Source organism: Mycobacterium sp. 852002-51613_SCH5001154 (assembly GCF_001667425.1).
In the GTDB taxonomy this organism is placed as follows: domain Bacteria; phylum Actinomycetota; class Actinomycetes; order Mycobacteriales; family Mycobacteriaceae; genus Mycobacterium.
In genome coordinates this window covers 1-24,069 of sequence record NZ_LZII01000017.1, presented here as the reverse complement: position 1 = coordinate 24,069, position 24,069 = coordinate 1, and the positions used below count along the sequence as shown (strand labels likewise).

At 67.8% G+C, this 24,069-nt stretch carries 25 protein-coding genes and 1 pseudogene; 8 read left to right on the top strand and 18 right to left on the bottom strand.

Annotated elements, in window-relative coordinates; genetic code table 11:
• Positions 1–86: 86 nt before the first annotated feature.
• The gene (locus A5750_RS05750) at positions 87–1,484 is read right to left on the bottom strand and encodes a glycine--tRNA ligase (protein WP_066945352.1); all 1,398 of its coding nucleotides are present in this window, start codon (positions 1,482–1,484) and stop codon (positions 87–89) included.
• 182 nt (positions 1,485–1,666) lie between these two features.
• On the opposite strand from A5750_RS05750, the gene A5750_RS05745 reads away from it, so the two are divergent.
• From A5750_RS05745 to A5750_RS05735, 3 genes are all read left to right on the top strand, one after another.
• A complete protein-coding gene (locus A5750_RS05745) occupies positions 1,667–2,095 on the top strand; it encodes a metalloregulator ArsR/SmtB family transcription factor (protein ID WP_067261569.1) in 429 nt (142 codons plus the stop codon).
• A gap of 49 nt (positions 2,096–2,144) precedes the next feature.
• Positions 2,145–2,537 (top strand): Fur family transcriptional regulator, encoded by a 393-nt coding sequence (locus A5750_RS05740; protein WP_066945296.1) that lies wholly within the window; start codon positions 2,145–2,147, stop codon positions 2,535–2,537.
• A 138-nt stretch (positions 2,538–2,675) separates the two neighbouring features.
• On the top strand, positions 2,676–3,677 hold the full coding sequence (locus tag A5750_RS05735; protein ID WP_066945292.1) for an alpha/beta fold hydrolase: 1,002 nt from the start codon (positions 2,676–2,678) through the stop codon (positions 3,675–3,677).
• Positions 3,678–3,681: 4 nt separating this feature from the next.
• On the opposite strand, the gene A5750_RS05730 is transcribed toward A5750_RS05735, so the two are convergent.
• From A5750_RS05730 to recO, 3 genes are read right to left on the bottom strand one after another with little or no spacing between them, the layout of a single operon-like run.
• On the bottom strand, positions 3,682–4,110 hold the full coding sequence (locus tag A5750_RS05730) for a hypothetical protein (RefSeq protein ID WP_066945289.1): 429 nt from the start codon (positions 4,108–4,110) through the stop codon (positions 3,682–3,684).
• Between the two features lie 56 nt (positions 4,111–4,166).
• Complete coding sequence (locus A5750_RS05725; protein WP_066945286.1) at positions 4,167–5,057, bottom strand: decaprenyl diphosphate synthase; 891 nt, start codon at positions 5,055–5,057, stop codon at positions 4,167–4,169.
• Complete coding sequence (recO, locus tag A5750_RS05720; RefSeq protein ID WP_066945346.1) at positions 5,050–5,844, bottom strand: DNA repair protein RecO; 795 nt, start codon at positions 5,842–5,844, stop codon at positions 5,050–5,052. The genes A5750_RS05725 and recO overlap by 8 nt, the downstream gene beginning before the upstream one ends.
• Before the next feature lie 62 nt (positions 5,845–5,906).
• Here recO and A5750_RS05715 point away from each other — a divergent pair, with 62 nt between their 5' ends.
• Together A5750_RS05715 and A5750_RS05710 are read left to right on the top strand one after the other, a co-directional pair.
• Positions 5,907–7,403 (top strand): amidase, encoded by a 1,497-nt coding sequence (locus A5750_RS05715; protein WP_066945284.1) that lies wholly within the window; start codon positions 5,907–5,909, stop codon positions 7,401–7,403.
• Positions 7,404–7,631: 228 nt separating this feature from the next.
• Positions 7,632–9,089 carry an aminotransferase class I/II-fold pyridoxal phosphate-dependent enzyme gene (locus tag A5750_RS05710; protein ID WP_066945281.1) on the top strand — a complete coding sequence of 486 codons (1,458 nt, stop codon included), beginning with the start codon at positions 7,632–7,634 and terminating at the stop codon, positions 9,087–9,089.
• Here the strand turns inward: A5750_RS05710 and A5750_RS05705 are convergent.
• The 9 genes from A5750_RS05705 to hrcA form a co-directional block, all read right to left on the bottom strand.
• On the bottom strand, positions 9,086–9,865 hold the full coding sequence (locus tag A5750_RS05705; protein WP_066945278.1) for an SDR family oxidoreductase: 780 nt from the start codon (positions 9,863–9,865) through the stop codon (positions 9,086–9,088). The genes A5750_RS05710 and A5750_RS05705 overlap by 4 nt on opposite strands.
• Before the next feature lie 35 nt (positions 9,866–9,900).
• Entirely contained in the window at positions 9,901–10,800 is a 900-nt protein-coding gene (gene era, locus A5750_RS05700) for a GTPase Era (RefSeq protein ID WP_066945275.1), read from the bottom strand.
• An 18-nt stretch (positions 10,801–10,818) separates the two neighbouring features.
• The gene (locus A5750_RS05695; protein WP_066945272.1) at positions 10,819–12,132 is read right to left on the bottom strand and encodes a hemolysin family protein; all 1,314 of its coding nucleotides are present in this window, start codon (positions 12,130–12,132) and stop codon (positions 10,819–10,821) included.
• Entirely contained in the window at positions 12,129–13,427 is a 1,299-nt protein-coding gene (locus A5750_RS05690; protein ID WP_082948326.1) for a hypothetical protein, read from the bottom strand. Before A5750_RS05690 ends, A5750_RS05695 begins: the two co-directional genes overlap by 4 nt.
• Entirely contained in the window at positions 13,424–13,957 is a 534-nt protein-coding gene (gene ybeY, locus A5750_RS05685; RefSeq protein ID WP_067261545.1) for an rRNA maturation RNase YbeY, read from the bottom strand. Before ybeY ends, A5750_RS05690 begins: the two co-directional genes overlap by 4 nt.
• A gap of 30 nt (positions 13,958–13,987) precedes the next feature.
• Positions 13,988–15,046 (bottom strand): PhoH family protein, encoded by a 1,059-nt coding sequence (locus A5750_RS05680; protein ID WP_066954027.1) that lies wholly within the window; start codon positions 15,044–15,046, stop codon positions 13,988–13,990.
• Between the two features lie 185 nt (positions 15,047–15,231).
• Positions 15,232–15,993 (bottom strand): 16S rRNA (uracil(1498)-N(3))-methyltransferase, encoded by a 762-nt coding sequence (locus tag A5750_RS05675; RefSeq protein WP_066954030.1) that lies wholly within the window; start codon positions 15,991–15,993, stop codon positions 15,232–15,234.
• Positions 15,994–16,063: 70 nt separating this feature from the next.
• Positions 16,064–17,212, bottom strand: coding sequence for a molecular chaperone DnaJ (gene dnaJ, locus A5750_RS05670; RefSeq protein ID WP_066954031.1), 1,149 nt, complete (start codon positions 17,210–17,212; stop codon positions 16,064–16,066).
• A gap of 58 nt (positions 17,213–17,270) precedes the next feature.
• Positions 17,271–18,302: a heat-inducible transcriptional repressor HrcA gene (gene hrcA, locus A5750_RS05665; protein ID WP_066954034.1), complete on the bottom strand. Its 1,032-nt coding sequence runs from the start codon at positions 18,300–18,302 to the stop codon at positions 17,271–17,273.
• Positions 18,303–18,516: 214 nt separating this feature from the next.
• Here hrcA and A5750_RS05660 point away from each other — a divergent pair, with 214 nt between their 5' ends.
• From A5750_RS05660 to A5750_RS05650, 3 genes are all read left to right on the top strand, one after another.
• The gene (locus tag A5750_RS05660; RefSeq protein WP_066954038.1) at positions 18,517–18,831 is read left to right on the top strand and encodes a type II toxin-antitoxin system VapB family antitoxin; all 315 of its coding nucleotides are present in this window, start codon (positions 18,517–18,519) and stop codon (positions 18,829–18,831) included.
• Positions 18,832–18,911: 80 nt separating this feature from the next.
• A complete protein-coding gene (locus A5750_RS05655) occupies positions 18,912–19,505 on the top strand; it encodes a carboxymuconolactone decarboxylase family protein (RefSeq protein ID WP_066954041.1) in 594 nt (197 codons plus the stop codon).
• A complete protein-coding gene (locus tag A5750_RS05650) occupies positions 19,502–20,368 on the top strand; it encodes a sigma-70 family RNA polymerase sigma factor (protein WP_067261542.1) in 867 nt (288 codons plus the stop codon). The genes A5750_RS05655 and A5750_RS05650 overlap by 4 nt, the downstream gene beginning before the upstream one ends.
• Here the strand turns inward: A5750_RS05650 and A5750_RS05645 are convergent.
• The 5 genes and pseudogenes from A5750_RS05645 to A5750_RS05625 form a co-directional block, all read right to left on the bottom strand.
• Positions 20,362–20,868: a hypothetical protein gene (locus A5750_RS05645; protein WP_066954056.1), complete on the bottom strand. Its 507-nt coding sequence runs from the start codon at positions 20,866–20,868 to the stop codon at positions 20,362–20,364. The two genes, A5750_RS05650 and A5750_RS05645, sit on opposite strands and share 7 nt — an antisense overlap.
• Before the next feature lie 175 nt (positions 20,869–21,043).
• Complete coding sequence (locus tag A5750_RS05640; protein ID WP_369817384.1) at positions 21,044–21,550, bottom strand: hypothetical protein; 507 nt, start codon at positions 21,548–21,550, stop codon at positions 21,044–21,046.
• A gap of 186 nt (positions 21,551–21,736) precedes the next feature.
• A complete protein-coding gene (locus A5750_RS05635) occupies positions 21,737–21,955 on the bottom strand; it encodes an MbtH family protein (protein WP_067261539.1) in 219 nt (72 codons plus the stop codon).
• On the bottom strand, positions 21,933–23,228 hold the full coding sequence (gene mbtG, locus A5750_RS05630; RefSeq protein ID WP_067261537.1) for an NADPH-dependent L-lysine N(6)-monooxygenase MbtG: 1,296 nt from the start codon (positions 23,226–23,228) through the stop codon (positions 21,933–21,935). Before mbtG ends, A5750_RS05635 begins: the two co-directional genes overlap by 23 nt.
• Positions 23,225–24,069, bottom strand: a pseudogene (locus A5750_RS05625) (non-ribosomal peptide synthetase); the annotation flags it as partial. The gene mbtG and the pseudogene A5750_RS05625, both read right to left, overlap by 4 nt.

Here is a 24,069-nt window from a genome sequence, read left to right as displayed (position 1 = left end):
CGAAACGTTTAATTACGTGGCGGCGGCGTGTCCATGCCGGTCAACAGGCAAGGTGGGACTACCGGGACCGGCGGTGCCAGCGCCGGTCAGCAACCCTTGAGCCGCGCCGCCAAGTAGTCGGCGACGGCGTTCATCGCGACGCGCTCCTGCGTCATGTCATCGCGACGGCGCACCGTGACGGCGTTGTCTTCGAGGGAGTCGAAATCCACCGTCACACAGAACGGCGTCCCCACCTCGTCCTGGCGCCGGTAGCGGCGCCCGATCGCGCCAGCGTCGTCGAAATCGATGTTCCAGCAGGTGCGCAGTTCGGCGGCCAGGTCGCGAGCCTTGGGACTCAGGTCGGCGTGCCGGGACAGCGGCAGCACCGCGGCCTTGACCGGGGCCAACCGCGGATCCAGCCGGAGCAACGTGCGCTTCTCCATCACGCCCTTGGCGTTGGGTGCCTGGTCCTCGGTGTAGGCGTCGATCAGAAACGCCATGAACGACCGCGTCAGCCCGGCCGCCGGTTCGATGACATACGGGATGTAGCGGGTATCGGTGCCCTGGTCGTAGTACGACAGGTCGGCGCCGGAATGTTTTGCGTGCGTTGACAAGTCGAAATCGGTCCGGTTGGCGACGCCCTCCAGTTCGCCCCACGGGTTGCCCGCGAAGCCGAACTTGTACTCGATGTCGACGGTCCGGTCGGAGTAGTGCGAAAGCTTCTCGGCGGGGTGCTCGTACAGCCGCAGATTCTCCGGGTCGATACCCAGGTCGAGATACCACTGCAGGCGGGTGTCGATCCAATACTGGTGCCATTCCTTCGCGGTCGACGGCTCCACGAAGAATTCCATTTCCATCTGCTCGAACTCGCGGGTTCGGAATATGAAGTTGCCGGGCGTGATCTCATTGCGAAAACTCTTGCCGATCTGGCCGATACCGAACGGCGGCTTCTTGCGCGCGGTGGTGACGATGTTGGCGAAGTTGACGAAGATGCCCTGCGCGGTCTCCGGACGCAGATAGTGCAAGCCCTCCTCGGTCTCGATCGGCCCGAGGTGGGTCTTGAGCATCATGTTGAACTCGCGCGGCTCCGTCCACTGGCCCTTGGTTCCGCAATCCGGGCAGACGATCTCGGTCATCGGCACCGAGTCGGGGTCGTCGATCCCCTTCTTCGCCGCGTAAGCCTCCTGCATGTGGTCCTGGCGATGCCGGTGATGACAGTTCAGGCACTCGACCAGTGGGTCGTGGAAGACCTCGACGTGGCCGGAGGCCACCCAGACCTGCCTCGGCAGGATGATCGACGAATCGATGCCCACGACGTCGTCGCGCCCGGTGACCACCGATCGCCACCACTGCCGCTTGATGTTCTCCTTGAGTTCCACTCCCAGCGGGCCGTAGTCCCACGCCGACCGGGTGCCGCCGTAGATCTCTCCCGAAGGAAAGACAAAGCCGCGCCGTTTGGCCAGGTTCACTACGGTGTCGATGACGGACGCCACGGGGTGGTGCACTCCCTTTCCGGGTTTGAACGGGCACGAACGGCGCTCGACCGCCGTGCGCAGAGCATTCGTCATCGTAACGATCGGCCCCGCGGTCTTTGACATGCGTCATCATGCATGTGACAGTGGAAGTCGACCGCCTCACGGCGCGCCCTCCCCGCTACCTGGCCCTTCTCGAGGTGATGACTCTCTCCATGGCGATGTCCCCATCCCCGCCTTCCTCGCTGCCGGCCGCCGCCGATGGTGACGTGGGACCGGCGATGAGCGTGGTTGCCCACGAGCACGGCGAAACCGGGTCCGCCGGACACCCGCCGGCCGATTACCCCGTCCCGCCGCCGCGCGAGATTCTCGACGCGGCCGGTGAGCTGCTGCGCGCGCTGGCCGCCCCGGTGCGGATCGCCATCGTGCTGCAGTTGCGTGAATCCCAGCGCTGCGTGCACGAGCTGGTCGACGCGCTCGGCGTGCCGCAGCCACTGGTCAGCCAGCACCTGAAGATCCTGAAGGCCGCCGGCGTCGTCGCCGGGGAGCGATCCGGCCGCGAGGTGCTGTACCGGCTTGCCGACCATCACCTGGCGCACATCGTGGTGGACGCGGTCGCCCACGCGAGCGAGGACACACAATGACACGCGCCGGCGACGATGCAGAACGAAGCGATGCTGAGGTGGGGCGCCAATGACAGGCGCGAGTATCCGATCGACCCGTCAGCGGGCGGCGATCTCCACGCTGATGGACACCCTCGACGACTTCCGCTCGGCGCAGGAGTTGCACGACGAGCTGCGCCGCCGCGGCGAGAACATCGGGCTGACCACCGTCTACCGGACGCTGCAGTCAATGGCGGCGGCGGGAATGGTGGACACGCTGCGCACCGACACCGGCGAGTCGGTCTACCGCAGGTGTTCCGAACACCACCATCACCATCTGGTCTGTCGCAGCTGCGGTTCCACCATCGAAGTTGGCGACCACGAGGTCGAACAGTGGGCGGCGCAAGTCGCCTCCAAACACGGCTACTCCGACGTCAGCCACACCATCGAGATCTTCGGCACGTGTTCACAGTGCGGGTCCTAGGCTGACCCGAGCCGGCCGAACGCGGCACGGTGGAAAAAAGTTCTGAAAAAAGTGTCCAACACGCGCGCCCCGCGTGCTCCTACCCATGAGTGGCCCACAGGCCGAGACAAGCAAGAACTCTAGGGAATTGAGAGCACCATGCGGCACCACGCATCACCCCATCTGCGGCCCGTACGCGACGTCGAGGCTCCGTCACTGCAATTTCGCACCATCCACGGCCACCGACGCGCCTTCCGGGTCGCCGGGTCGGGACCGGCTCTGTTGCTGATCCACGGCGTCGGCGACAAGTCCACGGCATGGGAGCCTGTGCACGCCAAACTTGCGCGACGGTTCACGGTCATCGCACCGGACCTGCTGGGCCACGGGGAATCGGACAAACCACGCGCCGACTACTCATTGGCGGCCTTCGCGAACGGCATGCGTGACCTGCTTGCCGCGCTTGACATTGACCGCGTCACCCTGGTCGGGCATTCGTTCGGTGGCGGTGTCGCAATGCAATTCGCCTATCAGTACCCGCAGCTGGTGGAGCGCATCGTGCTGGTCAGCAGCGGTGGCGTCGCCCAGGAAGTAAGCGTGGCCTTGCGATTGGCGGCGATGCCGTTGGGCAGCGAGGCCCTGGCCATGCTGCGCATGCCGGGCGTGATGCCGGCGGTCCGACTGTTCGGGCGGGCCATGGCTACCGTACTGGGCCCCACTAACCTCGGGCACGACGTCGCCGATGTGGTGAATCTGCTCGAAGGCTTCCGGGACCCGCGCGCATTGTCGGCGTTCGCACGCACCTTGCGGTCGGTGGTGGACAGGCGTGGCCAATTCGTCACAATGCTGGACCGAAGCTATCTCGCGCAACCCATTCCGGTGCAAGTGATCTGGGGTGAGCACGACTTGGTGATCCCGGTAGACCACGCCCGGATGGCCCACGATGCGGTGCCCGGGTCACGCTTAGAGATCTTCGAGAACTCCGGGCACATGCCGTTCAAGGACGACCCGGATCGCTTCGTCGAAGTCATCGAGCGCTTCGTCGAGTCGACCCGGCCGGCTCAGCACGACCAAGACCTCCTACGCTCGTTGCTGCAGACCCGCGTGCGCGAAAACGCCCGGGGATCGGTAGCCATCGCGGTGACCGAATCGGCGGTGTCCTAGCGCCCTAACCCGTCAATGCGCGACGTATCTCTATGCCGCTATCCAGCACCAACAGAACCAGGGTGCGCAGCGCGTCGTCGGTCAAGCCGCCGCCGGGAAAGTTGTAGCGCAGCATCACGTCGGCGGTCTTGGCCGCGCCTTTGCCCGAGTTGCGTTGCACGGCCTTCTCGTTGACCTTTTCGACCATCGTGACGCTGCCGAAATTGCTGGTGCGGGCCTGCTTGGCGACCTGATCACTGATCTTCTTGGTCAGCGGCAGGTCCCACGCCAAGACTTGGGTGAGCGACACCAGGTCGAGGTCGTCGGCGATGTTCACCACCCGCAACGACGCGATGGTCCCGGCATGGCGCACCGTCAGCGCCCCGTCGGACTCCTCCTCGACCGCAAGAACGACACCGAGTGCCGACGCCAGACGTTCCTGCAGTGACGGCATTGGATCCTCCCCGTGAGGACCCGTTGCGCCCGGCTCCGCCGCGCTTCCGGTCCCCACTATGCGCTCCCGAATCTTCTGTTGCGCGAAGCGTATTCCTCGCACGCCGCCCACAGGTCGCGGCGGTCGTAGTCGGGCCACAGCTTGTCCTGGAAGATGTACTCGGCGTAAGCGGCCTGCCACAGCATGAAGTTGCTGGACCGCTGCTCCCCCGAGGTCCTCAGGAAGAGGTCCACGTCGGGGATGTCGGGCCGTTGCAGGTGATGCGCCACCGTCGACTCCGTGACGCGTTCCGGGTTCAGCCTGCCGACGGCGGCTAAGCGCGCGATTTCCTTTGCAGCATCCGCGATTTCGGCGCGACCTCCGTAGTTGACGCAGTAGTTGACCGTGATGACGTCGTTGTCCTTCGTCATGTCCTCCGCAATCGCCAACTCATTGATCACGCTGCGCCACAGCCGTGGCCGCGAACCCACCCACCGGATTTTGACACCGATGGTCTTCAAGTTCACCCGGCGCATGCGGACCACGTCCCGGTTGAAGCCCATCAGGAAGCGGACCTCTTCGGGCGACCGCTTCCAGTTCTCGGTGGAAAACGCGTAAAGACTCAGCCACTTGACGCCGATTTCTATTGCCCCACAGACGACGTCAATGACTACCGCCTCGCCCGCCCGGTGACCATCGGTGCGGGTCAGTCCCTGCTCGGTGGCCCAGCGGCCATTGCCGTCCATGACGATGGCCACATGATTGGGCAATCGGTCCGCAGGAATACGCGGCGGGGTCGCTTTCGAGGTGTGCTGCGGCGGCCGGCTCGGGCCGCCGTCACGCGACGGCGGCAGCTCGGGGAAGACCACCGGCCATGTCGATTTGTCGGGGAAAACCGGGTAATCGTCGGGCGCCGGGGGCAGCTGCGGAAAGCCGGTCGACTTGAGCTTGCGCTCAGCTTTAGCCACAGTCCAACTGCTCCATCAGCGCTGCGCGCCGTTCGGCGATGGTGCGGTCGACGTGATACGGCCGTTCCACCAGTGGCAACGTCTTGAGCTGGCGTTCCAGATGCCATTGCAGGTGCGCGGCCACCAGTCCGCTGACGTAGCTGCGGTGCGATTGCGGGGCCTCTTCGGCGAACTCCCAATCGCCGTCGTGCAGCGCGGACATCAGATCCAGCACGCCCGGCGGCGGTGTAGTCGAACCGGCTGGACGGCAGTGCGTGCAGACGCTGCCCCCGGCGCCGACATGGAACGCGCGATGCGGCCCTGGTGTGGCGCACCGGGCGCACTCGGTCAGCGCCGGCGCCCACCCGGCGATGCCCATGGCGCGCAGCAGGTAGGCGTCCAGCAGCAGGTCCCGGGAGCGGCGGCCGTCGGCCACCGCCCGCAAGGCGCTGACCGTGAGCCGGTGCAGGGCCGGGGCGGGGGCCCGCTCCTCCCCGGCCAGGCGTTCGGCGGTTTCCAGCATCGCGCACCCGCAGGTGTAGCGGCCGTAATCGCTGACGATGTCGGTGGCGAACGCGTCGATCGAGACGACCTGGGTGACGATGTCGAGGTTGCGGCCGGGATGCAGTTGCGCGTCGATGTGCGCGAACGGTTCCAGCCTCGCGCCGAATTTGCTGCGGGTGCGACGAACGCCCTTCGCCACCGCCCGGACCAATCCGTGGTCGCGAGTGAGCAGCGTGACGATCCGGTCGGCTTCGCCGAGCTTGTGTTGGCGCAACACCACCGCCCGGTCTCGATACAGCCGCATCACCATAGTTTTGCACCCCGCCGCGACAATGCTGGTATCCGCGCCGGTTAGTCTCGTACCCCGTGATTGGCGCTTCCGAGTCAGGTCCTGGATCCATTTTCGGATCCGGTGGCCAGCGCCTGCCCACACTGACTGACCTGCTCTATCAGCTCGCCAACCGGTCCGTGACGTCGGTCACACTGGTGCGCCGGTCCCTGCACGCCATCCACGCGAGCCAGCCCACGCTGAACGCCTTCCGCGTGGTGCTCACCGAGTCGGCCCTGGCCGACGCGGCGGCGGCCGACCGGCGGCGGGCGGCCGGAGACACGGCGCCGTTGCTGGGCATCCCGATCGCGGTCAAGGACGACGTCGACGTTGCTGGAGTGCCGACCGCCTTCGGCACCGAGGGATACGTCCCACCCGCCACCCACGACGCCGAAGTGGTTCGCCGCCTGAAGGCCGCGGGAGCGGTGATCGTCGGCAAGACCAACACCTGCGAACTGGGCCAGTGGCCGTTCACCAGCGGACCCGGGTTCGGGCATACCCGCAACCCCTGGTCGCGCCGGCACACCCCGGGCGGCTCCTCGGGGGGCAGCGCGGCCGCGGTGGCCGCGGGACTCGTCACCGCGGCGATCGGCTCGGACGGCGCGGGCAGCGTCCGCATCCCCGCCGCGTGGACGCATCTGGTGGGCATCAAGCCGCAGCGCGGCCGCATCTCCACCTGGCCACTGCCCGAGGCGTTCAACGGCATCACGGTCAACGGTGTGCTGGCCCGCACGGTGGCCGATGCGGCGTTGGTGCTCGACGCGGCGTCGGGCAACGTCGAGGGCGACCGGCACAAGCCGCCCCCGATCACCGCCTCAGACTACGTCGGCATCGCGCCCGGCCCGCTGAACATCGCGCTGTCAACGCGGTTCCCGTACACCGGTTTTCGGTCCAAGCTGCATCCCGAGATCCTGGCGGCGACGCGATCCGTGGCCAGGCAGCTCGAGCTGCTCGGCCACACCGTGGTGCCGGGCAACCCCGACTACGGGCTGCGGCTGTCGTGGGATTTCCTTGCCCGGTCCACCGCCGGTCTGCGGGACTGGGAGGAGCGGCTGGGCGACGGGGTGATCCTCGACCCCCGCACGGTGTCCAACTTGCGTGTGGGCCATGTGCTGGGTCAGGCGATCCTGCGCACTGCGCGCCGGCACGAAACCGAGGCCCAGCGTCGGGTGGGTTCGATCTTCGACATCGTCGATGTCGTCGTGGCTCCGACCACCGCCCAGCCGCCGCCGCTGGCGCGCGCCTTCGACCGGTTGAGCGGCTTCGGCACCGATCGAGCGATGATCGCCGCCTGCCCACTGACCTTCCCGTGGAATGTGCTGGGCTGGCCGTCGATCAACGTGCCGGCGGGGTTCACCTCCGAGGGGCTGCCGATCGGAGTGCAGTTGATGGGGCCGCACAACAGCGAGGGCATGCTGATCTCGCTGGCCGCCGAACTGGAGGCCGTGTGCGGGTGGTCGACCAAGCAGCCGACGATGTGGTGGAACGCCGAAACGGGCACGCCGCCGGTGTCCGGGGCCTCGTCGCGGAAGTGAAACCCGTGCGGCGTATCACCGAAGTTGACTTCGATTGAGCGGCTTCGGGTTTGTCGATGCCCATACCGGGAATGGGCCCCCGGCACGGTGATCGGCGGCGACCGCGAGCGAGTCACGTCCTCTTCGGCGAATTCGGCTACCGGACAATCACTGCGGTGCACGCACACGGGTTGCGCGAGGTCGCGGAGGCGGTCGCATAGCCGGCAGCCACGTGGGTACACCGGAACAATGGACCAATCTGATGCCCCACTGTTAGATGCGCTGGTCGATTACCGGGAGAAGAACAGGTATGGGTTCACGCCGCCGGGCCACCGGCAGGGCCGCGGCACCGATGACCGGGTCCTGGCGGTCCTGGGCCGCGAGCCGTTTCACGACGACGTGCTGGCCAGCGGCGGGTTGGATGACCGCAGGACCAGCCACCAGTACCTCAAGCACGCCGAAGACCTGATGGCCGAGGCGGTGGGTGCCGACATCGCCTGGTTCTCCACCTGCGGCAGTTCCTTGTCGGTGAAAGCGGCGATGATGGCCGTGGCCGGCGGTGACGGCAGCCTGCTGGTCGGCCGGGACAGCCACAAGTCGATCGTCGCGGGCTTGATCTTCTCGGGCGTGCAACCCCGGTGGATCACCCCCCGCTGGGACGCCGAGCATCACTTCTCGCACCCCCCGTCGCCGCGGCAGGTGGAGGAGACCTGGGACAGGCACCCCGACGCCGCCGGTGCGCTCATCGTCAGCCCGAGCCCGTATGGCACCTGCGCCGACATCGCGGGGATCGCGGAGGTTTGCCACGCGCGCGGCAAGCCGTTGATCATCGACGAGGCGTGGGGGGCGCACCTGCCTTTCCACGAGAACCTGCCGACCTGGGCGATGGACGCCGGTGCGGACGTCTGCGTGGTCAGCGTCCACAAGATGGGCGCGGGTTTCGAACAGGGCTCCGTGTTCCACGTGCAGGGCGACCTGATCGATCAGGACCGCTTGTCGGCCTGCGCCGACCTGCTGATGACGACCAGTCCCAACGTCCTGGTGTATGCCGCCATGGACGGGTGGCGGCGCCAGATGGTGCAGCATGGCCACGAATTGCTCGGTGGTGCATTGGATCTCGCGGGCCAGCTGCGCCAGGACATCGAAGCCATCCCGGATGTGGAGGTGCTCGACGACGAATTGCTCGGCGTGCAGGCATCCCACGACCTGGACCGAATGCAAGTTCTGATGGACGTGTCCGCGACGGGCACCTCCGGTTATCAGGCTCATGACTGGCTGCGCGAGCACGCCCACGTCGACACGGGAATGAGCGATCACCGCCGCATCCTGGCGACCCTGTCCATGGCCGACGACAAAGACACCGCCGGCCGTCTCACCGAGGCACTGTGGGCGTGGCGCAAAGCCGCCGACGACTTCGACCCGCCACCACGCATCGACCTGCCGTCGCCCGAGCAGCTGCAGTTGGAAACGGTCTGCCTGCCGCGCGACGCGTTCTTCGGGCGCGTCGAAGCGGTAAGCACCGACCAAGCCGCGGGCCGCGTCGCAGCCGAGCAGTGCACGCCGTATCCACCGGGAATTCCCGCCGTCGTACCCGGCGAGCGCCTCAACGAGGCCGTGCTGGACTACCTGTGTTCCGGTGTGCGCGCGGGGATGAACGTTCCCGACGCGGCGGATCCGTCACTGCAGACAATCCGCGTGCTCGCCTAGCGCGGACGCGACATCACCCTATTGCCAACGGCTTTGACGCTGTCGGGCAGCACGCGGTTGGCGGCACCCATGGCCTTGACGAGCATCGATCCGGCGACGACCTTGTGATCACCGCGCATCAACGCCTCGAACCCTTGCCGGGCGACCTTGGCGGGATCGTCCTTGGGGCCCTTACCCATCAGGGACTCGACCATTTTGGCTCGGCCGAAGAAATTGGTGTCCGTCGGTCCGGGCATCAGCGCCGTGACAGTGATTGAGGTGTCGCGCAATTCATCCTGGAGCGCTTGGGCGAACGATTGGACGAACGACTTCGACGCGTTGTACACCGGCTGATACGAACCCGGCATCTGGGACGCGATGGACGAGGTGAACAACACCTTGCCGGCGTCACGATTGGCCATGTCGCGCAACACCAGCTTGGTCAGGTGAACCGTCGAGCGCACGTTGAGGTCAACGATGCTGAGGTCGTCGGCGAGTTCGCTCTTGAGGAACATCTCGCCGCGGCCGATGCCCGCGTTGAGGGCAGCGGCGCCCAGCACACGGTCGCCTTCGATCGTGCTCTGGTACAAGTGCTCCACCCCGTCAGGGGTGCGAAGGTCGACCTGAATCGGCTGAACGGCGGAGTCCCACCGGGAGAGTTTGTCCGGTACGTCTCTGATGGCGTCGTCTTCGGCCGCCACGACCAGATCGTAGCCGTGCCGGGCGAACTGCTTGGCCAGTTCGAGCCCAATACCGCTGGACGCGCCGGTCACTAAAGCCAACTGTGCTTGGGTCATACGCGACGGCTACCCGTCGCCGATGCCGCCAAACTTCAGAAGCCCAGCCGACCAAGCTGTTTGGGGTCGCTCTGCCAGTTCTTGGCGACCTTGACACGCAGGTCGAGGTAGACCTTGGTGCCGAGCAGTTTTTCGATCTGGCCGCGCGCCGCGGTGCCCACCTGCCGCAGTCGGGCGCCGCCTTTGCCGATGATGATCCCCTTCTGGCTGTCGCGCTCGACGAAGAGCAGCGCGTGCACGTCGATGAGGTCGTCGCGGTCCTCCCGGGGGTTGACCTCGTCGATGACCACCGCCAACGAATGCGGCAGCTCGTCGCGGATGCCCTCCAGGGCGGCCTCGCGGATGAGCTCCGCCATCAACACTTCCTCGGGCTCGTCGGTCAGCTCGCCATCGGGGTAGTACGCCGGGCCGGGGGGCAGCGCCGCGGCGAGCACGTCGATCAGCACGTCCACCTGCGCCCCCGTGGCCGCTGAGACCGGAACGATTTCCGCCGAGTCGCCGACCAGCTCGCTGACCGCGACCAGCTGCGCGGCCACCCGGTCCCTGGGCACCTTGTCGATCTTGGTGACGATGGCCACCAGTGCCGCCTTCGGTGCGTTCGAACGGATTTGGTCGACGATCCATCGGTCGCCCGGGCCGATCGCCTCGTCGGCCGGGATGCACAACCCGATCACGTCGACCTCGGCATAGGTATCACGGACCAGGTCGTTGAGCCGCTTGCCCAGCAGGGTGCGCGGCCGGTGCAGGCCCGGGGTGTCGACGAGGATGATCTGGAAGTCGTCCCGGTGCACGATGCCGCGAATGGTGTGCCGGGTGGTCTGCGGCCGCGTCGAGGTGATCGCCACCTTGGTGCCGACGAGAGCATTGGTCAGCGTCGACTTGCCGGTGTTCGGGCGGCCGACCAAACACACGAAGCCGGAATGGAATTCGCTCATTCGCCGACGTCCCGCCGCTCAGCCACGCTCTTCGGCCCGACGACCGGCGGAGCCGTTGGAATCTGGTTCGGCCGGGCTCAACAGGACGGTGCCGATCCGCACCCGCCCCCGGTGATCGGCCCCGCCCTCGGCTTGCAGCCGCAGGCCATGTGAGACCACCTCGGCCCCGGGCAGCGGAACCCGGCCCAGTTCCAGGGCGAGCAGGCCGCCGACGGTATCGACGTCGAGGTCATCGTCGAAGTCCACGTCGTAGAGCTCGCCGAGGTCCTCGATCGGCAACCGCGCCGAAACGCGGAAACGTCTGTCGCCCAAGTCTTCTACCGGTGCCGTCTCCGCCTGGTCGTACTCGTCGGCGATCTCGCCGACGATCTCCTCCAGCACGTCTTCGATGCTCACCAGTCCGGCTATCGCGCCGTACTCGTCGACGAGGAGCGCCATGTGGTTGCGATCGCGCTGCATTTCGCGCAGCAGCGTATCCAGCGGCTTGGAGTCAGGCACGAACACCGCCGGACGCATCACCTGCGCCACGGTAATGCCACGACCACCATCCCCCGACAGAAAGCTCTGCTGCACAAGGTCTTTGAGGTATACGACGCCGACGATGTCGTCCACATTCTCGCCGATCACCGGGATGCGGGAGTGCCCACTGCGCACCGCGAGGTTCAACGCTTGACTGGCAAGCTTGTCGCTTTCGATCCAGATCATCTCGGTGCGCGGCACCATCACCTCGCGGGCCGGGGTGTCGCCGAGCTCGAAGACCGACTCGATCATCCGGCGTTCGTCGGCGGCGACCACGCCGCGCTGCTGGGCCAGGTCCACGACTTCGCGAAGCTCGATCTCGGATGCGAACGGCCCGTTACGCAGGCCGCGGCCGGGTGTCAGCGCGTTACCCAGGACCACCAGCAACCGGCTGAGCGGCATCAACAACCACGAAATGAGCCGCAGCGGAACGGCCGTCGTCAACGAGATGGAATACGCGTGCTGGCGACCGAGGGTGCGCGGACCTACCCCGATGACGACGAAACTGATGACCACCATGGTCGCGGCGGCGCCGAACAAGCCCCAGCTCAGGCCGAAGTTGTCGTACAGGAACAGCACCAACAGCACCGTCGCCGTGATTTCGCAGGTGATGCGCAGCAGCACAACCAGGTTGATATAGCGCGGCCGCTCGTTCATCACCTCGGCCAGTGACACCGCGCCGGGACGCTCGTCGCGCACCAGCTCCTGGACCCGGGCCAGCGACACGGTGCTGATGGCGGCGTCGATCGCCGCGAAAAGCCCGCCGATAGCGATGAGCGCCATCGCGCCGAGCAGCCAAGAAAGACCGGTCAACTGCCGGAAGACCTCGACGTGGTGACGGGCTCCCCTACGTCGTCGTCGTCCCGTTTCCGACTGAGGGCCCAGGCGGTGAGGCACACCACTACCCCCAACACCCCGTAGCCCAGCGCCGAAGGCCACCACGGCTGGGCGGGCTGGGCGGGCTCCTCGTGCGGGCGAACCGCCAGCACCACCAGGAAGTTGCCGTCGTCGGTCGGCCCGGCGCCCGGCAGCGACTGGGTCTTGGTCAGCCTGATCTGGGCGCTGGCGCTGCTGGAGTCGTTGACCTGACCCCAGCCCAGGGTGGAGTCGTCGAGCAGGAAGATGGTGTCCCGGCTGCCCGCCGGCTGGCTATCGTCGAGGCCCACCACCGCCACCTGGGCGACCTCCACGGTCTGGCTGGCGGCCGGGACATTGACCAAGACGTTCTTGTACACCTTCGCCGGCTCCGGCGGCTTGTAGTCCGGCGGCGGCGGGCCGTTGAAGCCCTCCGGCGGTACCGAGCCCCCGCCGTAGAAGCTGCCCGACGCCACCCAGCCGTCGCCGACCGCGGCGAACGGGTACACGCCGACGGTCGCCGCATCGAGCACGATCCGGGCACCGGCCGGCACGTACGCCTCCCGGTAAGCGCCGCTGTAGAAGTAGCGGAACGTCATCGCCTGATTGAGCGGGTTGAACAGAGCCGGGCGGCGATAAGCGTCGTCATAGTCGACGTAATCCCAGTGGCGGGGGCGGATCAGCCGTTGATTGTCGATCTTGAGGACATCAACGTTTTCCCGGTGCGTGCTGACCACGTTCTGGACCCGCTGGTTGAAGTCCAGCTGCGTGGGCGGCTTCGGCGGGTCGGCGGGGTTGACCCGTGTTACCGGCGCGGCCTTGGCCGCCGCCACCGCCTGCGGCGGAACGTCCAGGCCCCTCGGCGGTGCCACCACCGGAACGTTTCTCGGTGCATCGGGGCCCGCCGCGTTGATCGTCGGGGCCGTGTTTGCGGGCGGCAGGTTCGGCGGGGTGAGCGGTGTGGCCTGCACCGGCACCGGGGCGGGCGGAACGTAAGGGGGAATCTCCGGAACCTGCACCGGGCTCGGCGACGGCTGAGCCCGCCGGGGCGGCGCGTCCTGGGAGCACACGTTGGAGGTGTGATACTGCGCCACCAGATACTGACACCAATTGCAGCTGGTCGGGTTCGACCCGCCGCCGGCGCATGGGGCCGCGTCTGCCACCCCGATCGTGTTGGCCACCAACGAGATCGGCGCGAAGGCGATGGCGGCCGCAGCCGCAGCCGCGATTCCGAGTGCTTTGCGTGGGCTCAATTGTCGAAATACCTTGACTTGTCCAGCAATTGGCGGTCGCGCTCCTGCTGGCGGTTCTGATGGTAGGCCTCGACTTGCTCGGCGACCCACTCTTCTAGCAACCGGTCCTGAAGGGTGAACATCTCTTTTTCCTCGTCCGGCTCGCCGTGGTCGTAGCCCAGCAGATGAAGCACGCCGTGAATTGTCAACAGCGCCAACTCGTGGCCGAGGCTGTGCCCCGCCGCATCCGCCTGCCCGGCCGCGAACTCCGGGCACAGCACGATGTCACCCAGCATCGACGGCCCCGGCTCCGGGGCGTCGGGCCGGCCACCCGGCTCGAGCTCGTCCATCGGGAAACTCATCACGTCCGTCGGCCCGGGCAGGTCCATCCACCGCATGTGCAGGTCGGCCATGGCCGCGGTGTCCAACAGCACCATGGACAGCTCGGCCGCCGGGTTGACGTCCATCTTGGCGATGACGAACCGTGCGACGCTGATCAACTCGGTTTCGGAGACGTCGATGCCCGACTCGTTGGACACTTCAATGCTCATGAGACGCCCATAAAACAATCACAGCCCTCATCACCGGCGCCCGCGAGAGACCGACGCGCGCCGAGCAGCCCGGTTCATCCCCAAGCCCGGCTCTTCGAACTTGGCGTAGGCGTCGACGATTTCGGAGACCAACCGGTGGCGCACCACGTCCACACTGGTCAGCTCAGCGATGTGGATGTCCTCGACGCTGTCCAGGATCTCGATCGCCGACCGCAGGCCCGACCTGGCGCCACCGGGCAGATCCACCTGGGTGATGTCGCCGGTGATGACCATCTTCGATCCGAAGCCGAGCCGGGTGAGGAACATCTTCATCTGCTCGGCAGTGGTGTTCTGCGCCTCGTCGAGGACGATGAAGGCCGAATTCAATGTGCGGCCACGCATATACGCCAGCGGCGCGACCTCGATGACCCCGGCGGACATCAGCTTCGGGATCAGCTCGGGATCCATCATGTCGTACAGGGCGTCATACAGCGGCCGCAGATACGGATCGATCTTCTCGCTCAGTGTGCCCGGCAAAAAGCCAAGGCGCTCACCGGCTTCCACCGCGGGCCGGGTCAGGATGATGCGGTTCACCTGTTTGGTCTGCAACGCGCTGACCGCCTTGGCCATCGCCAGGTACGTCTTGCCGGTGCCGGCCGGGCCGACCCCGAAGACGATGGTGTTGGCGTCGATCGCGTCGACGTAGCGCTTCTGGTTGAGCGTCTTGGGCCGGATCGTTTTGCCGCGCCGCGACAGGATGTCCAGGGTGAGCACTTCGGCCGGCGACTCGTTGTCGGTGCCGGCCAGCATGGCCACGCTGTGGCGGACCACCTCCGGCGTCAGCGGCTGTCCGTTGGCGACGATCGCGACCAGTTCGGAAATCGCGCGCTCGGCCAGTGCGACGTCGGCCGGCTCGCCCGAGACGGTCACCGCATTGCCACGCACGTGCAGGTCGGCGCTGAGGCTGCGCTCCAGCGCGCGAAGGTTTTCGTCCGCGGAGCCCAACAAGCCGACGACGACGTCGGGCGGAACATCGATGCTGCTGCGTACTTGGGCGTTGGCCTGGAGGCCTCCGGCTGCGTCAACAGCGCTGGTCTCGCGGGGCGTCACGTGGCTCTCGATGCCTGCTTTCTCGGCTTGTCGGTGGTTTGCTCGGCTGCCTAAGTCTACGCCGGGGCCCTAGATTGGTCAGCCTTCAGCCGCGTATTGGCGGGCGTCAGGTAGTCGCCGCGCGACGCGCCGATCCGCTCCTGCCCGCCCGGGACCAGCGACGACGCGGGGCGGTCGCCGGCGCCCTACAGGGTGGAGGCGTGGTCCCACCGCGGGGTGAGCACGCCGAGCGCCCCCAGCGCCACCGCCGCGGCGGTCGACGTGCGCAGCACCTGGGGTCCCAGCCGCACCGGCACCGCCCCCGCCTCGGTCAACGCGGCGATCTCGTCGGGCGCGATGCCACCTTCGGGCCCCACCACGAGCAGCAACGAAGTCGCGCGGGCGATATCGAGTTTGCTCAGCGGGTCGGTTGCCGACTCGTGCAACGCCAGCGCCGCGGCTCCGGCGGCCACGTCGTCGCGGATCCGCTGGGCCAATCCCGCGGTGGACAGCACGCCCTCGACGGGCGGGATGTACGCGCGTCGGGATTGCCGGGCCGCCGAACGCGCCACGGCGCGCCACCGGCGTAGGCCCTTGTCCACGCGGGCACCCTGCCAACTGGCCACACACCGGGCCGCCTGCCAGGCCAGGAACGCATCGGCGCCGGCTTCGGTGGCCAATTCGACGGCCAACTCCGAACGGTCCGATTTCGGCAGCGCCTGCACCACCGTGACCGGCGGCCGCGCGGCGGCAACGCCCCAGCGCTTCAGCACCCGGGCGCGCAATCCGTCGCGGCCGGCGTGCTCGACCTCGCAGTGCGCCAGGCCGCCGGCGCCGTCGCCGAGGACCAGTTGCTCGCCGGGTCGGATCCGCCGCACGGTGGCGGCGTGAAACCCCTCGTCGCCATCGACGACGGCAAGCGAGCCGATATCGGGCAGCGCGTCGACGTAGAAGAGGGTGGCGACCATGGGTTTCTCCTACGTCAGTTACCCGGAGTTCGTCCATAGACTCCACGCCCGGCGAGCTGAAACGTGGCGGCTAGCGCCCGGTGAACGTTTCGCGCAGCCGGCTGAACAGGCCGCCGCCGGCGTGCGTCGAGCGGACCTCGGGCACGTCGCGGCTGCGCCGGGTCTTGAGCTCGCGCAGCAGTTCGGTGTCATGGTGGTCGAGCCGGCTGGGCACTACCACCTCAACGTGGACGTGCAGGTCGCCCCGGGTGCCCGACCGTAGGTGAGGCATCCCGTGGCCACGCAGTGTGATGACCGAATTCGGTTGCGTGCCAGGCGGAATGGTGACCTCGCTGATGCCGTCCAGAATCGCGTCGATGGTGACCGTGGCGCCCAGCGCCGCGTCGACCATGGGCACCGACACCGTGCAGTGCAGGTCGTCACCCTCGCGCACGAACACGTCGTGGGCCTGCTCGTGAACCTCGACGTACAGGTCGCCGGCCGGCCCTCCCCCGGGTCCAACCTCGCCTTGCGCGGCCAATCGCACCCGCATGCCGTCGCCGACCCCGGCGGGGATTTTGACACTGATCTCGCGGCGGGCACGGACCCGGCCGTCGCCCATGCACTGGTGGCACGGGTCGGGGATGACCGTTCCGACGCCGCGGCACGTGGGACACGGCCGAGAGGTCATCACCTGGCCCAGCAGCGACCGCTGCACCGTCTGCACCTCGCCGCGTCCGCCGCACGTGTCGCACGGGACCGGCACCGAGTCGCCGTTGGTGCCCTTGCCCTGGCAGCGGTCGCACAACACCGCGGTGTCCACGGTGACCTGCTTGGTCACGCCCGTCGCGCACTCTTCCAGGTCGAGCCGCATCCGCAGCAGCGAGTCGGAGCCCGGCCGCACCCGGCCGATGGGGCCGCGGGAGGTCGCGCCACCGCTGAAGCCGCCGCCGAAGAAGGCCTCGAACACGTCGCCGAGGCCCCCGAAACCGCCGCCGAAGCCGCCGCCCGCCGCGGCGGCGCCTTCCATCGGGTCGCCACCCAGGTCGACGATGCGGCGTTTCTCGGGGTCGCTCAGCACCTCGTAGGCGACGCTGATCTCCTTGAACTTCGCCTGCGCGCCCTCGTCCGGGTTGACGTCGGGATGCAGCTCGCGCGCCAACTTGCGGTACGCGCGCTTGATCTCCGCATCGCTGGCGTTTCTGCCCACCCCGAGCAACCCGTAATAGTCGCGTGCCACGCCTGACTCTCCTAAACCTGGTCCTTATCGCGCGCCTGCGCATGCCGCGGGTGCGCGTTCATCGAGCACCCAGGACTTCGCCGATATATAGGGCAACCGCGGCGACGCTGGCGATAGTTCCCGGATAGTCCATCCGGGTGGGCCCCAGCACACCCATTCCGCCGAAGACGGTGTCGGAGGTGCCGTAGGCGGTGGTCACCATCGAGGTGCCCGCCATTTGCTCGGCGGCAGTCTCATGGCCGATGCGCACCGTCACCTTACCGGCTTCCTGCTGGGCCGCCAGCAACCGCAGCACCACCACCTGCTCCTCCAGCGCTTCCAGGATGGAGCGCAGCGAGCCCCCGAAATCCGCGGCGTTGCGCGTCAGGTTGGCGGTCCCGCCCATCAGCAAGCGTTCTTCGGTGTGTTCCACCAACGACTCGAGCAACACCGTCGCCGAGCGGCCGACGGCGTCGCCCAGGCCGTCCGGGGCGCGGAGCTGTCCGGCCAGGTCCGCGACGGCGATCGAGGCCGCCGAGAGCTTCTTGCCGACCAACGCCTGTCCGAGCATCTCGCGGAGCTGGGACAGCTGGTGATCGTCGATGACGTCGCCGAGTTCGACGATGCGCTGATCCACGCGACCGGTGTCGGTGATGACCACCATCAGCAGGCGGGCCGGGGTCAGTGCGATCACTTCCAGATGACGCACGGTGGACGACGTCAGCGTCGGGTATTGGACCACCGCCACCTGACGGGTGAGCTGGGCCAGTAGGCGTACCGCCCGGCGCAGCACGTCGTCGAGGTCGACACCGGAGTCCAGAAAGCTCAGGATCGCGCTGCGCTCGGCCGAGGACAGCGGCTTGACGTCGTGGAGCCGGTCGACGAATTCTCGGTAGCCCTTCTCCGTGGGCACGCGTCCGGAGCTGGTGTGCGGCTGCGTGATGTAGCCCTCGGCCTCGAGCACCGCCATGTCGTTGCGGACGGTCGCGGACGAGACGCCCAAGTTATGACGCTCCACCAGACTCTTGGAACCGATCGGCTCCTTGGTGGCAACGAAATCGGCGACGATGGCACGCAGCACCTCGAAGCGACGATCGTCGGCACTTCCCACTCGTTGTCACCTCCCTGAGCCGCGCTGACCCGGGTCCATTTTACGGGTCGCAAGCCGTGCTAACCGTTACGGCGGCCAGTTGCCGGGGCCCGGGCGGCGGGCCCCGTGCGGCGGCCGTCGGAATTGCGGTGGCGTCGAGGCTGGCGACACGTCCTCCGGTTAGCCTGTCCAGCATGAACCGGTCGCGGCATAGGGCGTCGGGAGAGATCCGGCGATGATCTTCAAGGGCGTACGCGAAGGCAAGCCGTATCCCGAGCACGGGCTGTCCTACCGCGACTGGGCCCAGATTCCGCCGCAGCAGATCCGCCTCGACGAACTGGTCACCACGACCACGGTGCTCGCGCTGGACCGCCTGCTGTCGGAGGACTCGACCTTCTACGGCGACCTCTTCCCGCACGCGGTGCGGTGGAAGGGCGTCACCTATCTCGAGGACGGCCTGCACCGCGCGGTCCGCGCGGCGCTGCGCAACCGCACCGTGCTGCACGCGCGGGTGTTCGACATGGACCGGGCGCCGGGGCCGCCCGGCTAGGCCGGTCACATTTGCGCCGCGCCGGGTGTCGACTCAGTGAGGACGTTTGGTTCACACCACAACTTGCTAGGAGGATCGCCATGTCCCGGTTGCCAGGGGTCTCAGACCGCGATGCCGGCCTGGGCGCCAAGATCGCCTTCTTCTTCACCAAGCGCAAGCTGGCGCAGATGACCGGCCTGGAGACGGCCGGGATGCTGGAACCGCTGCGGATGTACGCGCACATCCCCCGGTTGCTCAACGCCTACGGCAAGCTCGAGCAGGCCGAGTCGAAGCTGGACATCCTCAGCCCCCGCCACCGCGCGCTCGCGGAGCTCAAGTCGGCGACGACGGTGCGCTGCGAGTACTGCATCGACCTCGGTTCACAGATCGCCCGCCAGTGGGGCATCACCGACGAGGAACTGCTCGCCCTGGCGGACTATCGCAACGCCTCGTGCTTTTCCGACGTCGACAAGCTGATCCTCGAGTATGCGACCGCGATCAGCCGTACGCCCGTAGAGGTGAGCGATGAGCTTTTCGACGCGCTGCGCCGGCATTTCGACACCGCCCAACTGGTCGGGCTCACCCACGTCATCACGCTGGGCAACCTGCGCGCCCGCTTCAACCTGGCGCTCGGAATCGGCTCGTCCGGCTTCTCCGGAAACCGGGTCTGCGCCCTGCCCGAGGGCCGTGCGTGACCGTGGATGCGTCGGTGACGGCGCGTTTCGAAGCGGCGAGGCCCCAGCTGGGCGCCATCGCCTACCGCATGCTGGGCTCGATCGACGACGCCCAGGACGCCGTGCAGGAGGCGTGGCTCCGGCTGACCGGCACCGCCCGTGACGGCATCGCCAACCTGGACGCCTGGCTCACCACGGTGGTGGCCCGCATCTGTTTGAACATGCTCCGCGACCGCCGGACGCGCGACCTGAGCGTGGCGCTGCCGGACCCGATCGTGGAGGCCGAAGGCGAATTCGACCCCGAACACCGCGCGATGCTGGCCGACGCGGTCGGGCTGGCGTTGTTCGTGGTGTTGGACACCCTGCCGCCGGAGCAGCGCCTGGCGTTCGTGCTGCACGACGCCTTCGCCGTGCCGTTCGACCAGATCGCACCCATCGTCGGCCGGACGCCGGAGGCCACCCGCAAGCTGGCCAGCCGGGCGCGCCGACGCATCGCAGAGGCCGATCCGGACCCCGACGGCGACGCGGCCGCCCAGCGGGAGGCCGTCGACGCCTTCTTCGCGGCGGGCCGCAGCGGCGACTTCGACCGGCTGTTAGCCGTGCTGCATCCGAATGTGGTGCTGCGCGGCGACTTCGGCCACGGCACCCCCGGTTTCCGCGCCGAGGGTGCCGCCGCCGTGGCAAGGCTGGCCCGCGGCTACGCGGGCCCGGACCGCGAGGTACGCCCGGCGACCGTCAACGGCGCCGCCGGCGCGGTCATCTTCGTCGCCGGGCGGGCAACGGCCATCATGGGATTCGTGGTGCGCGGTGGCCTGGTCGTCTCGATAGATGTGCTGGCCGACCCCGCACGCGTCGCCAACTGCGCGCGGGGCGCAGATCACTGACCGGCGGCCTGCAGCAACTCCATCGCCGATGAGCGCGACAGCACCCAGCCGCCCTGGTTGACGAACGTGATGTTCTGGGTAACCGGCGACGCCAGTTTCGGACCGGAGACCGCGACGTCAGCGGTGGCCGAACCGGCCGCGGCCGGCTGGATGTTCGTGACGTTGAACGACAGGGGCAGGTCGCCGTTCTTGGCCGCCTTCTGCAGCTTCTTGTCGGCGACGTGCGCCTCGATGCCGCTGATGCCGCCTTGCACCAGGTTGCTCTTGCTGGAGAAGGAGACGCTCGGGTCGGCCAGGCTGTTCAGCACGCCGGTCAGCTGGTCGGCCGTCGGGACGTCGGCGGCGGCCGGGGCCGGCGCCGGATCCTGCGGAAGCGGCGCGCCCACCGCGGCCAGCCGCACCTGATCCACTGGCGCCGCGACCGAGGCCAGGCCTGCGGCCGCACCCCCGATGGCGGCGAAGGCTGCCACGCTGGTGGCGAGCAACTTAACGGTTTTCATGGTTCCCCCTTCGACGGGCACGAACTTTGACGGATCCACACATCTGGCGTGGTGTCAGCGCGCCTGCTACTCCTGTTGTTTCGCGACTCGGCACGGCTACGTTACGACCAGGCCATATGAAGAAAACATGCACAACCTGTGCGCAGGCTGTGTGGCCGCCCAGAATTCTAACCGCCTAGTTCGTCGCCGTCGCCGCCTGGATCAGCGCGATGGCGGCGTCGTGTTGCAGGATCCAGTTCCCGCCCTGATTGATGAAGACCAGGTGCTTTTCCACCGGCCCTGCGAACTTCGGACCCGTGATGGCCACGTCGGCCTGGGCCATGTTCGGACCGGCGGGCGCAATGTTGGTCACCGCGAACGTCTCAGGGAAGTTCCCGTTGCGGTAGGCCTTGCGCAGATCGTGATCGGCGACGTGCCCCTCGTTGGGGGCGATACCGTTTTCGACCAGGTTGTTCTTGGTCGTGTACGAAACGCCCGGATCGGTCGCCTGGGTGCACAGGTTCGACAACTGGTCGGCGGTCGGCAGGGCTCCCGGCGCCGGCGGCGGCGGGGGCGGATCCTGCGGAAGCGGCGCGCCGACGGCTGCCAGCTGCACCTGATCCATCGGTGCCGCGACGAAAGCGCCACCGGCGGCTCCCCCTACGACGGCGAACGCCGCCACGCCGGTGGCAAGAGTGGTCATGGTTTTCACGATCTTCACGGTTCCCCCTTCGATACGCACGAACCGTGGCGGGATCTCAGCGATCTTGTCCCCCAGCAGGTTCCGCGTCACCACGGTTTGGTTGGTGTAAGTGTGCCTTGTGTGACCGGCGATTGTGTCTCGGGCCGGTCACGTTACGGCGACGCTACGGCGGCGCGCCTCCGCGTGTTATGAACGACGCTCGATCGATTCCTGCAGACTCTTGGGCCGGATGTCGGACCAGTTTTGTTCGACATACTCCAGGCACTCCGCGCGGCTTGCTTCGCCGAACACCACACGCCAGCCCGCCGGGGTGTCGGCGAAGCTCGGCCACAGGCTGTGCTGGTCCTCGCCATTGACGAGCACGAAGAATGTCCCGCTGTCGTCATCGAAGGGGTTGATGCTCATCGCGTCTCCTAGTCGTGTGCTTGGGCGGGCCCACTAAGCCCCCACTAGTTCCCAATACCCGGTCAGACAACAATCCCAGGCAGCTCAGGTTCGGAAATCCGGGGCCCTGCGTCAACCCGGACAGATTGGGCAGGAACAGCTTCGGCGTGACGTCCGCGACCGCCAGGTCATAGCCGATCGCTTCCTGCAGGCTGTCGGCGGTCAGCGGTCCGCCCAGGCCAAGCTCCAGCAAGTCCAGCACGTCCTGGCCGAACAACGACGTGAACCACAGCGGGTCGGCGCCGGAGCCGTCGATGACCAGGTCGAATCCGTGCACCGTCTCGAGGTTCTCGCTGCCCCGGTTGGTGGACAGGGTCAGCCGGATCTGACCATCCCGGCCCACCGCATGGGCCACCCGCCCACGCAAGTGGCGGATTCGGTCGTCGGCCAGCAGCGCCTCCTGCACGTTCGCCGAGAACACCCCGCGGTCGGTGCGGGCCAGCGCGTCGCGGCGTTCGGCCAGCGTCAGAGCGCTCCAGTCGGTCGGGTCGGAGAACAGCGAGTTCTCGAAGAAGCTCTCCCCGCGGGTGAACAGCGTCACTTGCGGAGAGATGACGGTGATGGTCGAAACCCGGTGCCGGAACAGTTCGTTGAGCATCGACGCGGCCGTCTCGCCACCGCCGATCACCGCCACCCGCTCGGCGCTGATCCGATCGTGGCCCGCGGCGCGATCCCAGAACTGGGCGATCGACAGCATGCGCGGATTGCCGGGCAGCAATGATTTCTCGGCCTGCCCCGGCCCCGTGATCATCAAAGCGTCGGCGTGCACGGTGGCCTCGTGGGTGTGCAGCGTCCACTGGTCGCCACTAACGGCCAGCCGTTCCACCTCACCGTGCACCACGTTGAGGCCGGTCTGCTCGGCCACCCAACCCAGGTATTGGCTCCACTTGCGATGAGTCGGCGCCGGTCGCCCGCGGTCGACCCATTCGGCGAAGGACGCCGTGGCGATCAGATAGGACTGCCAGCTGTAGCGGGTCATCCGTTCGTCGAGTTCGGCGTTGCGGCGGGGCACCAGCGCGGAGCGGTACGGGAACCCCACGTCCTTCTCCGGGCTGGTGCCCAGCCGGTGCGCCCCGTCGGTCCAACCGCCGCTGGCTTGCCAGTTGGCCGCGACGCCGATGCGTTCGACCGCGATCACCTCGGGGGCATCGACGCCCATCTCGCGCAGCACGGACGCCTTGGCCCCGACCGCAACCGCCTTGGCTCCCGCGCCCACGATCGCAAGCGTGCTCATGCCACCACCTCCAGCAGCGATTCGATCCAAAGACGTTGCAGCTCGGCCACGTCGGTGTCAGCCAGAATGTCCGGCAGCGTGCGCCACTGCGCGGCCAGCACGCGCTGTCCGTCGAACGTGAGCATGGCGGCCACAATGGTGAGCTCGTGGCGCACCGCCAGCTCCGGCTCCGGCTGCGGCGAAACCCCGGCGAGGAGCTCACGCTCGAGCGTCAGCAGCCGGGTCCCGCCGGCGGCATGGGCGGCACCGAGGTAGTTCAGCAACAACTGTGGGCCGGGCAACGGGGCGAGGCGTTCGGCGGTGTCGGCACGCAGATAACGCAGCAAGCCGTAATCCAGCCCGTCGCCGGGGATCGCCGCCAGCAGCTCCCCCACGTCTCGCGGATCGGCCGATGCCACCCGCACCGGGTAGATCGAGCTCAGCAGTCCGACGGTGTCGCCGGTGTCGATGGTGTGCGCGCCCGGCCCGTCGACGAGACCGTCTGCGCGGCCATGTGTTTCGAGCGCCAGCAGCGGCGGCGGCGTGGCCTGATTGCGCGACCGCCGCCACCGCGTCACCGTCGCCGCGGTGGCGGCGACCAGCAGGTGCGGCAACGGCACGCCCGAGTCCAGCAGTCGGCGCGTGGTATCCGCGTCGGCCGCGATCATGCGGACGTCCAGATCGCGGGCCCGGTCGCGACGCGGATCGACCCGTCGGGCGCCGAGTTCGGGATCGTCGCCGTCGGACTGGGCCGCCCAGAATTGCACGGTGTCCAGCCGGTGGGCGCGCGCGATGAGCGCCCCGACCCAGCGTCGGTAGCTTGTATGCTCCCGGACCGGAGCCGGCGAGTGACCGGTGGCCA

Bases quoted from the DNA above. Each gene is read 5' to 3' on its own strand.
- A5750_RS05745 (WP_067261569.1), top strand. From the start codon at position 1,667: ATGGCGATGTCCCCATCCCCGCCTTCCTCGCTGCCGGCCGCCGCCGAT.
- A5750_RS05740 (WP_066945296.1), top strand. From the start codon at position 2,145: ATGACAGGCGCGAGTATCCGATCGACCCGTCAGCGGGCGGCGATCTCC.
- A5750_RS05735 (WP_066945292.1), top strand. From the start codon at position 2,676: ATGCGGCACCACGCATCACCCCATCTGCGGCCCGTACGCGACGTCGAG.
- A5750_RS05730 (WP_066945289.1), bottom strand. From the start codon at position 4,110: ATGCCGTCACTGCAGGAACGTCTGGCGTCGGCACTCGGTGTCGTTCTT.
- recO (WP_066945346.1), bottom strand. From the start codon at position 5,844: ATGCGGCTGTATCGAGACCGGGCGGTGGTGTTGCGCCAACACAAGCTC.
- A5750_RS05710 (WP_066945281.1), top strand. From the start codon at position 7,632: ATGGACCAATCTGATGCCCCACTGTTAGATGCGCTGGTCGATTACCGG.
- A5750_RS05705 (WP_066945278.1), bottom strand. From the start codon at position 9,865: ATGACCCAAGCACAGTTGGCTTTAGTGACCGGCGCGTCCAGCGGTATT.
- era (WP_066945275.1), bottom strand. From the start codon at position 10,800: ATGAGCGAATTCCATTCCGGCTTCGTGTGTTTGGTCGGCCGCCCGAAC.
- ybeY (WP_067261545.1), bottom strand. From the start codon at position 13,957: ATGAGCATTGAAGTGTCCAACGAGTCGGGCATCGACGTCTCCGAAACC.
- A5750_RS05675 (WP_066954030.1), bottom strand. From the start codon at position 15,993: ATGGTCGCCACCCTCTTCTACGTCGACGCGCTGCCCGATATCGGCTCG.
- A5750_RS05660 (WP_066954038.1), top strand. From the start codon at position 18,517: ATGATCTTCAAGGGCGTACGCGAAGGCAAGCCGTATCCCGAGCACGGG.
- A5750_RS05655 (WP_066954041.1), top strand. From the start codon at position 18,912: ATGTCCCGGTTGCCAGGGGTCTCAGACCGCGATGCCGGCCTGGGCGCC.
- A5750_RS05645 (WP_066954056.1), bottom strand. From the start codon at position 20,868: ATGAAAACCGTTAAGTTGCTCGCCACCAGCGTGGCAGCCTTCGCCGCC.
- A5750_RS05640 (WP_369817384.1), bottom strand. From the start codon at position 21,550: ATGACCACTCTTGCCACCGGCGTGGCGGCGTTCGCCGTCGTAGGGGGA.
- A5750_RS05635 (WP_067261539.1), bottom strand. From the start codon at position 21,955: ATGAGCATCAACCCCTTCGATGACGACAGCGGGACATTCTTCGTGCTC.
- mbtG (WP_067261537.1), bottom strand. From the start codon at position 23,228: ATGAGCACGCTTGCGATCGTGGGCGCGGGAGCCAAGGCGGTTGCGGTC.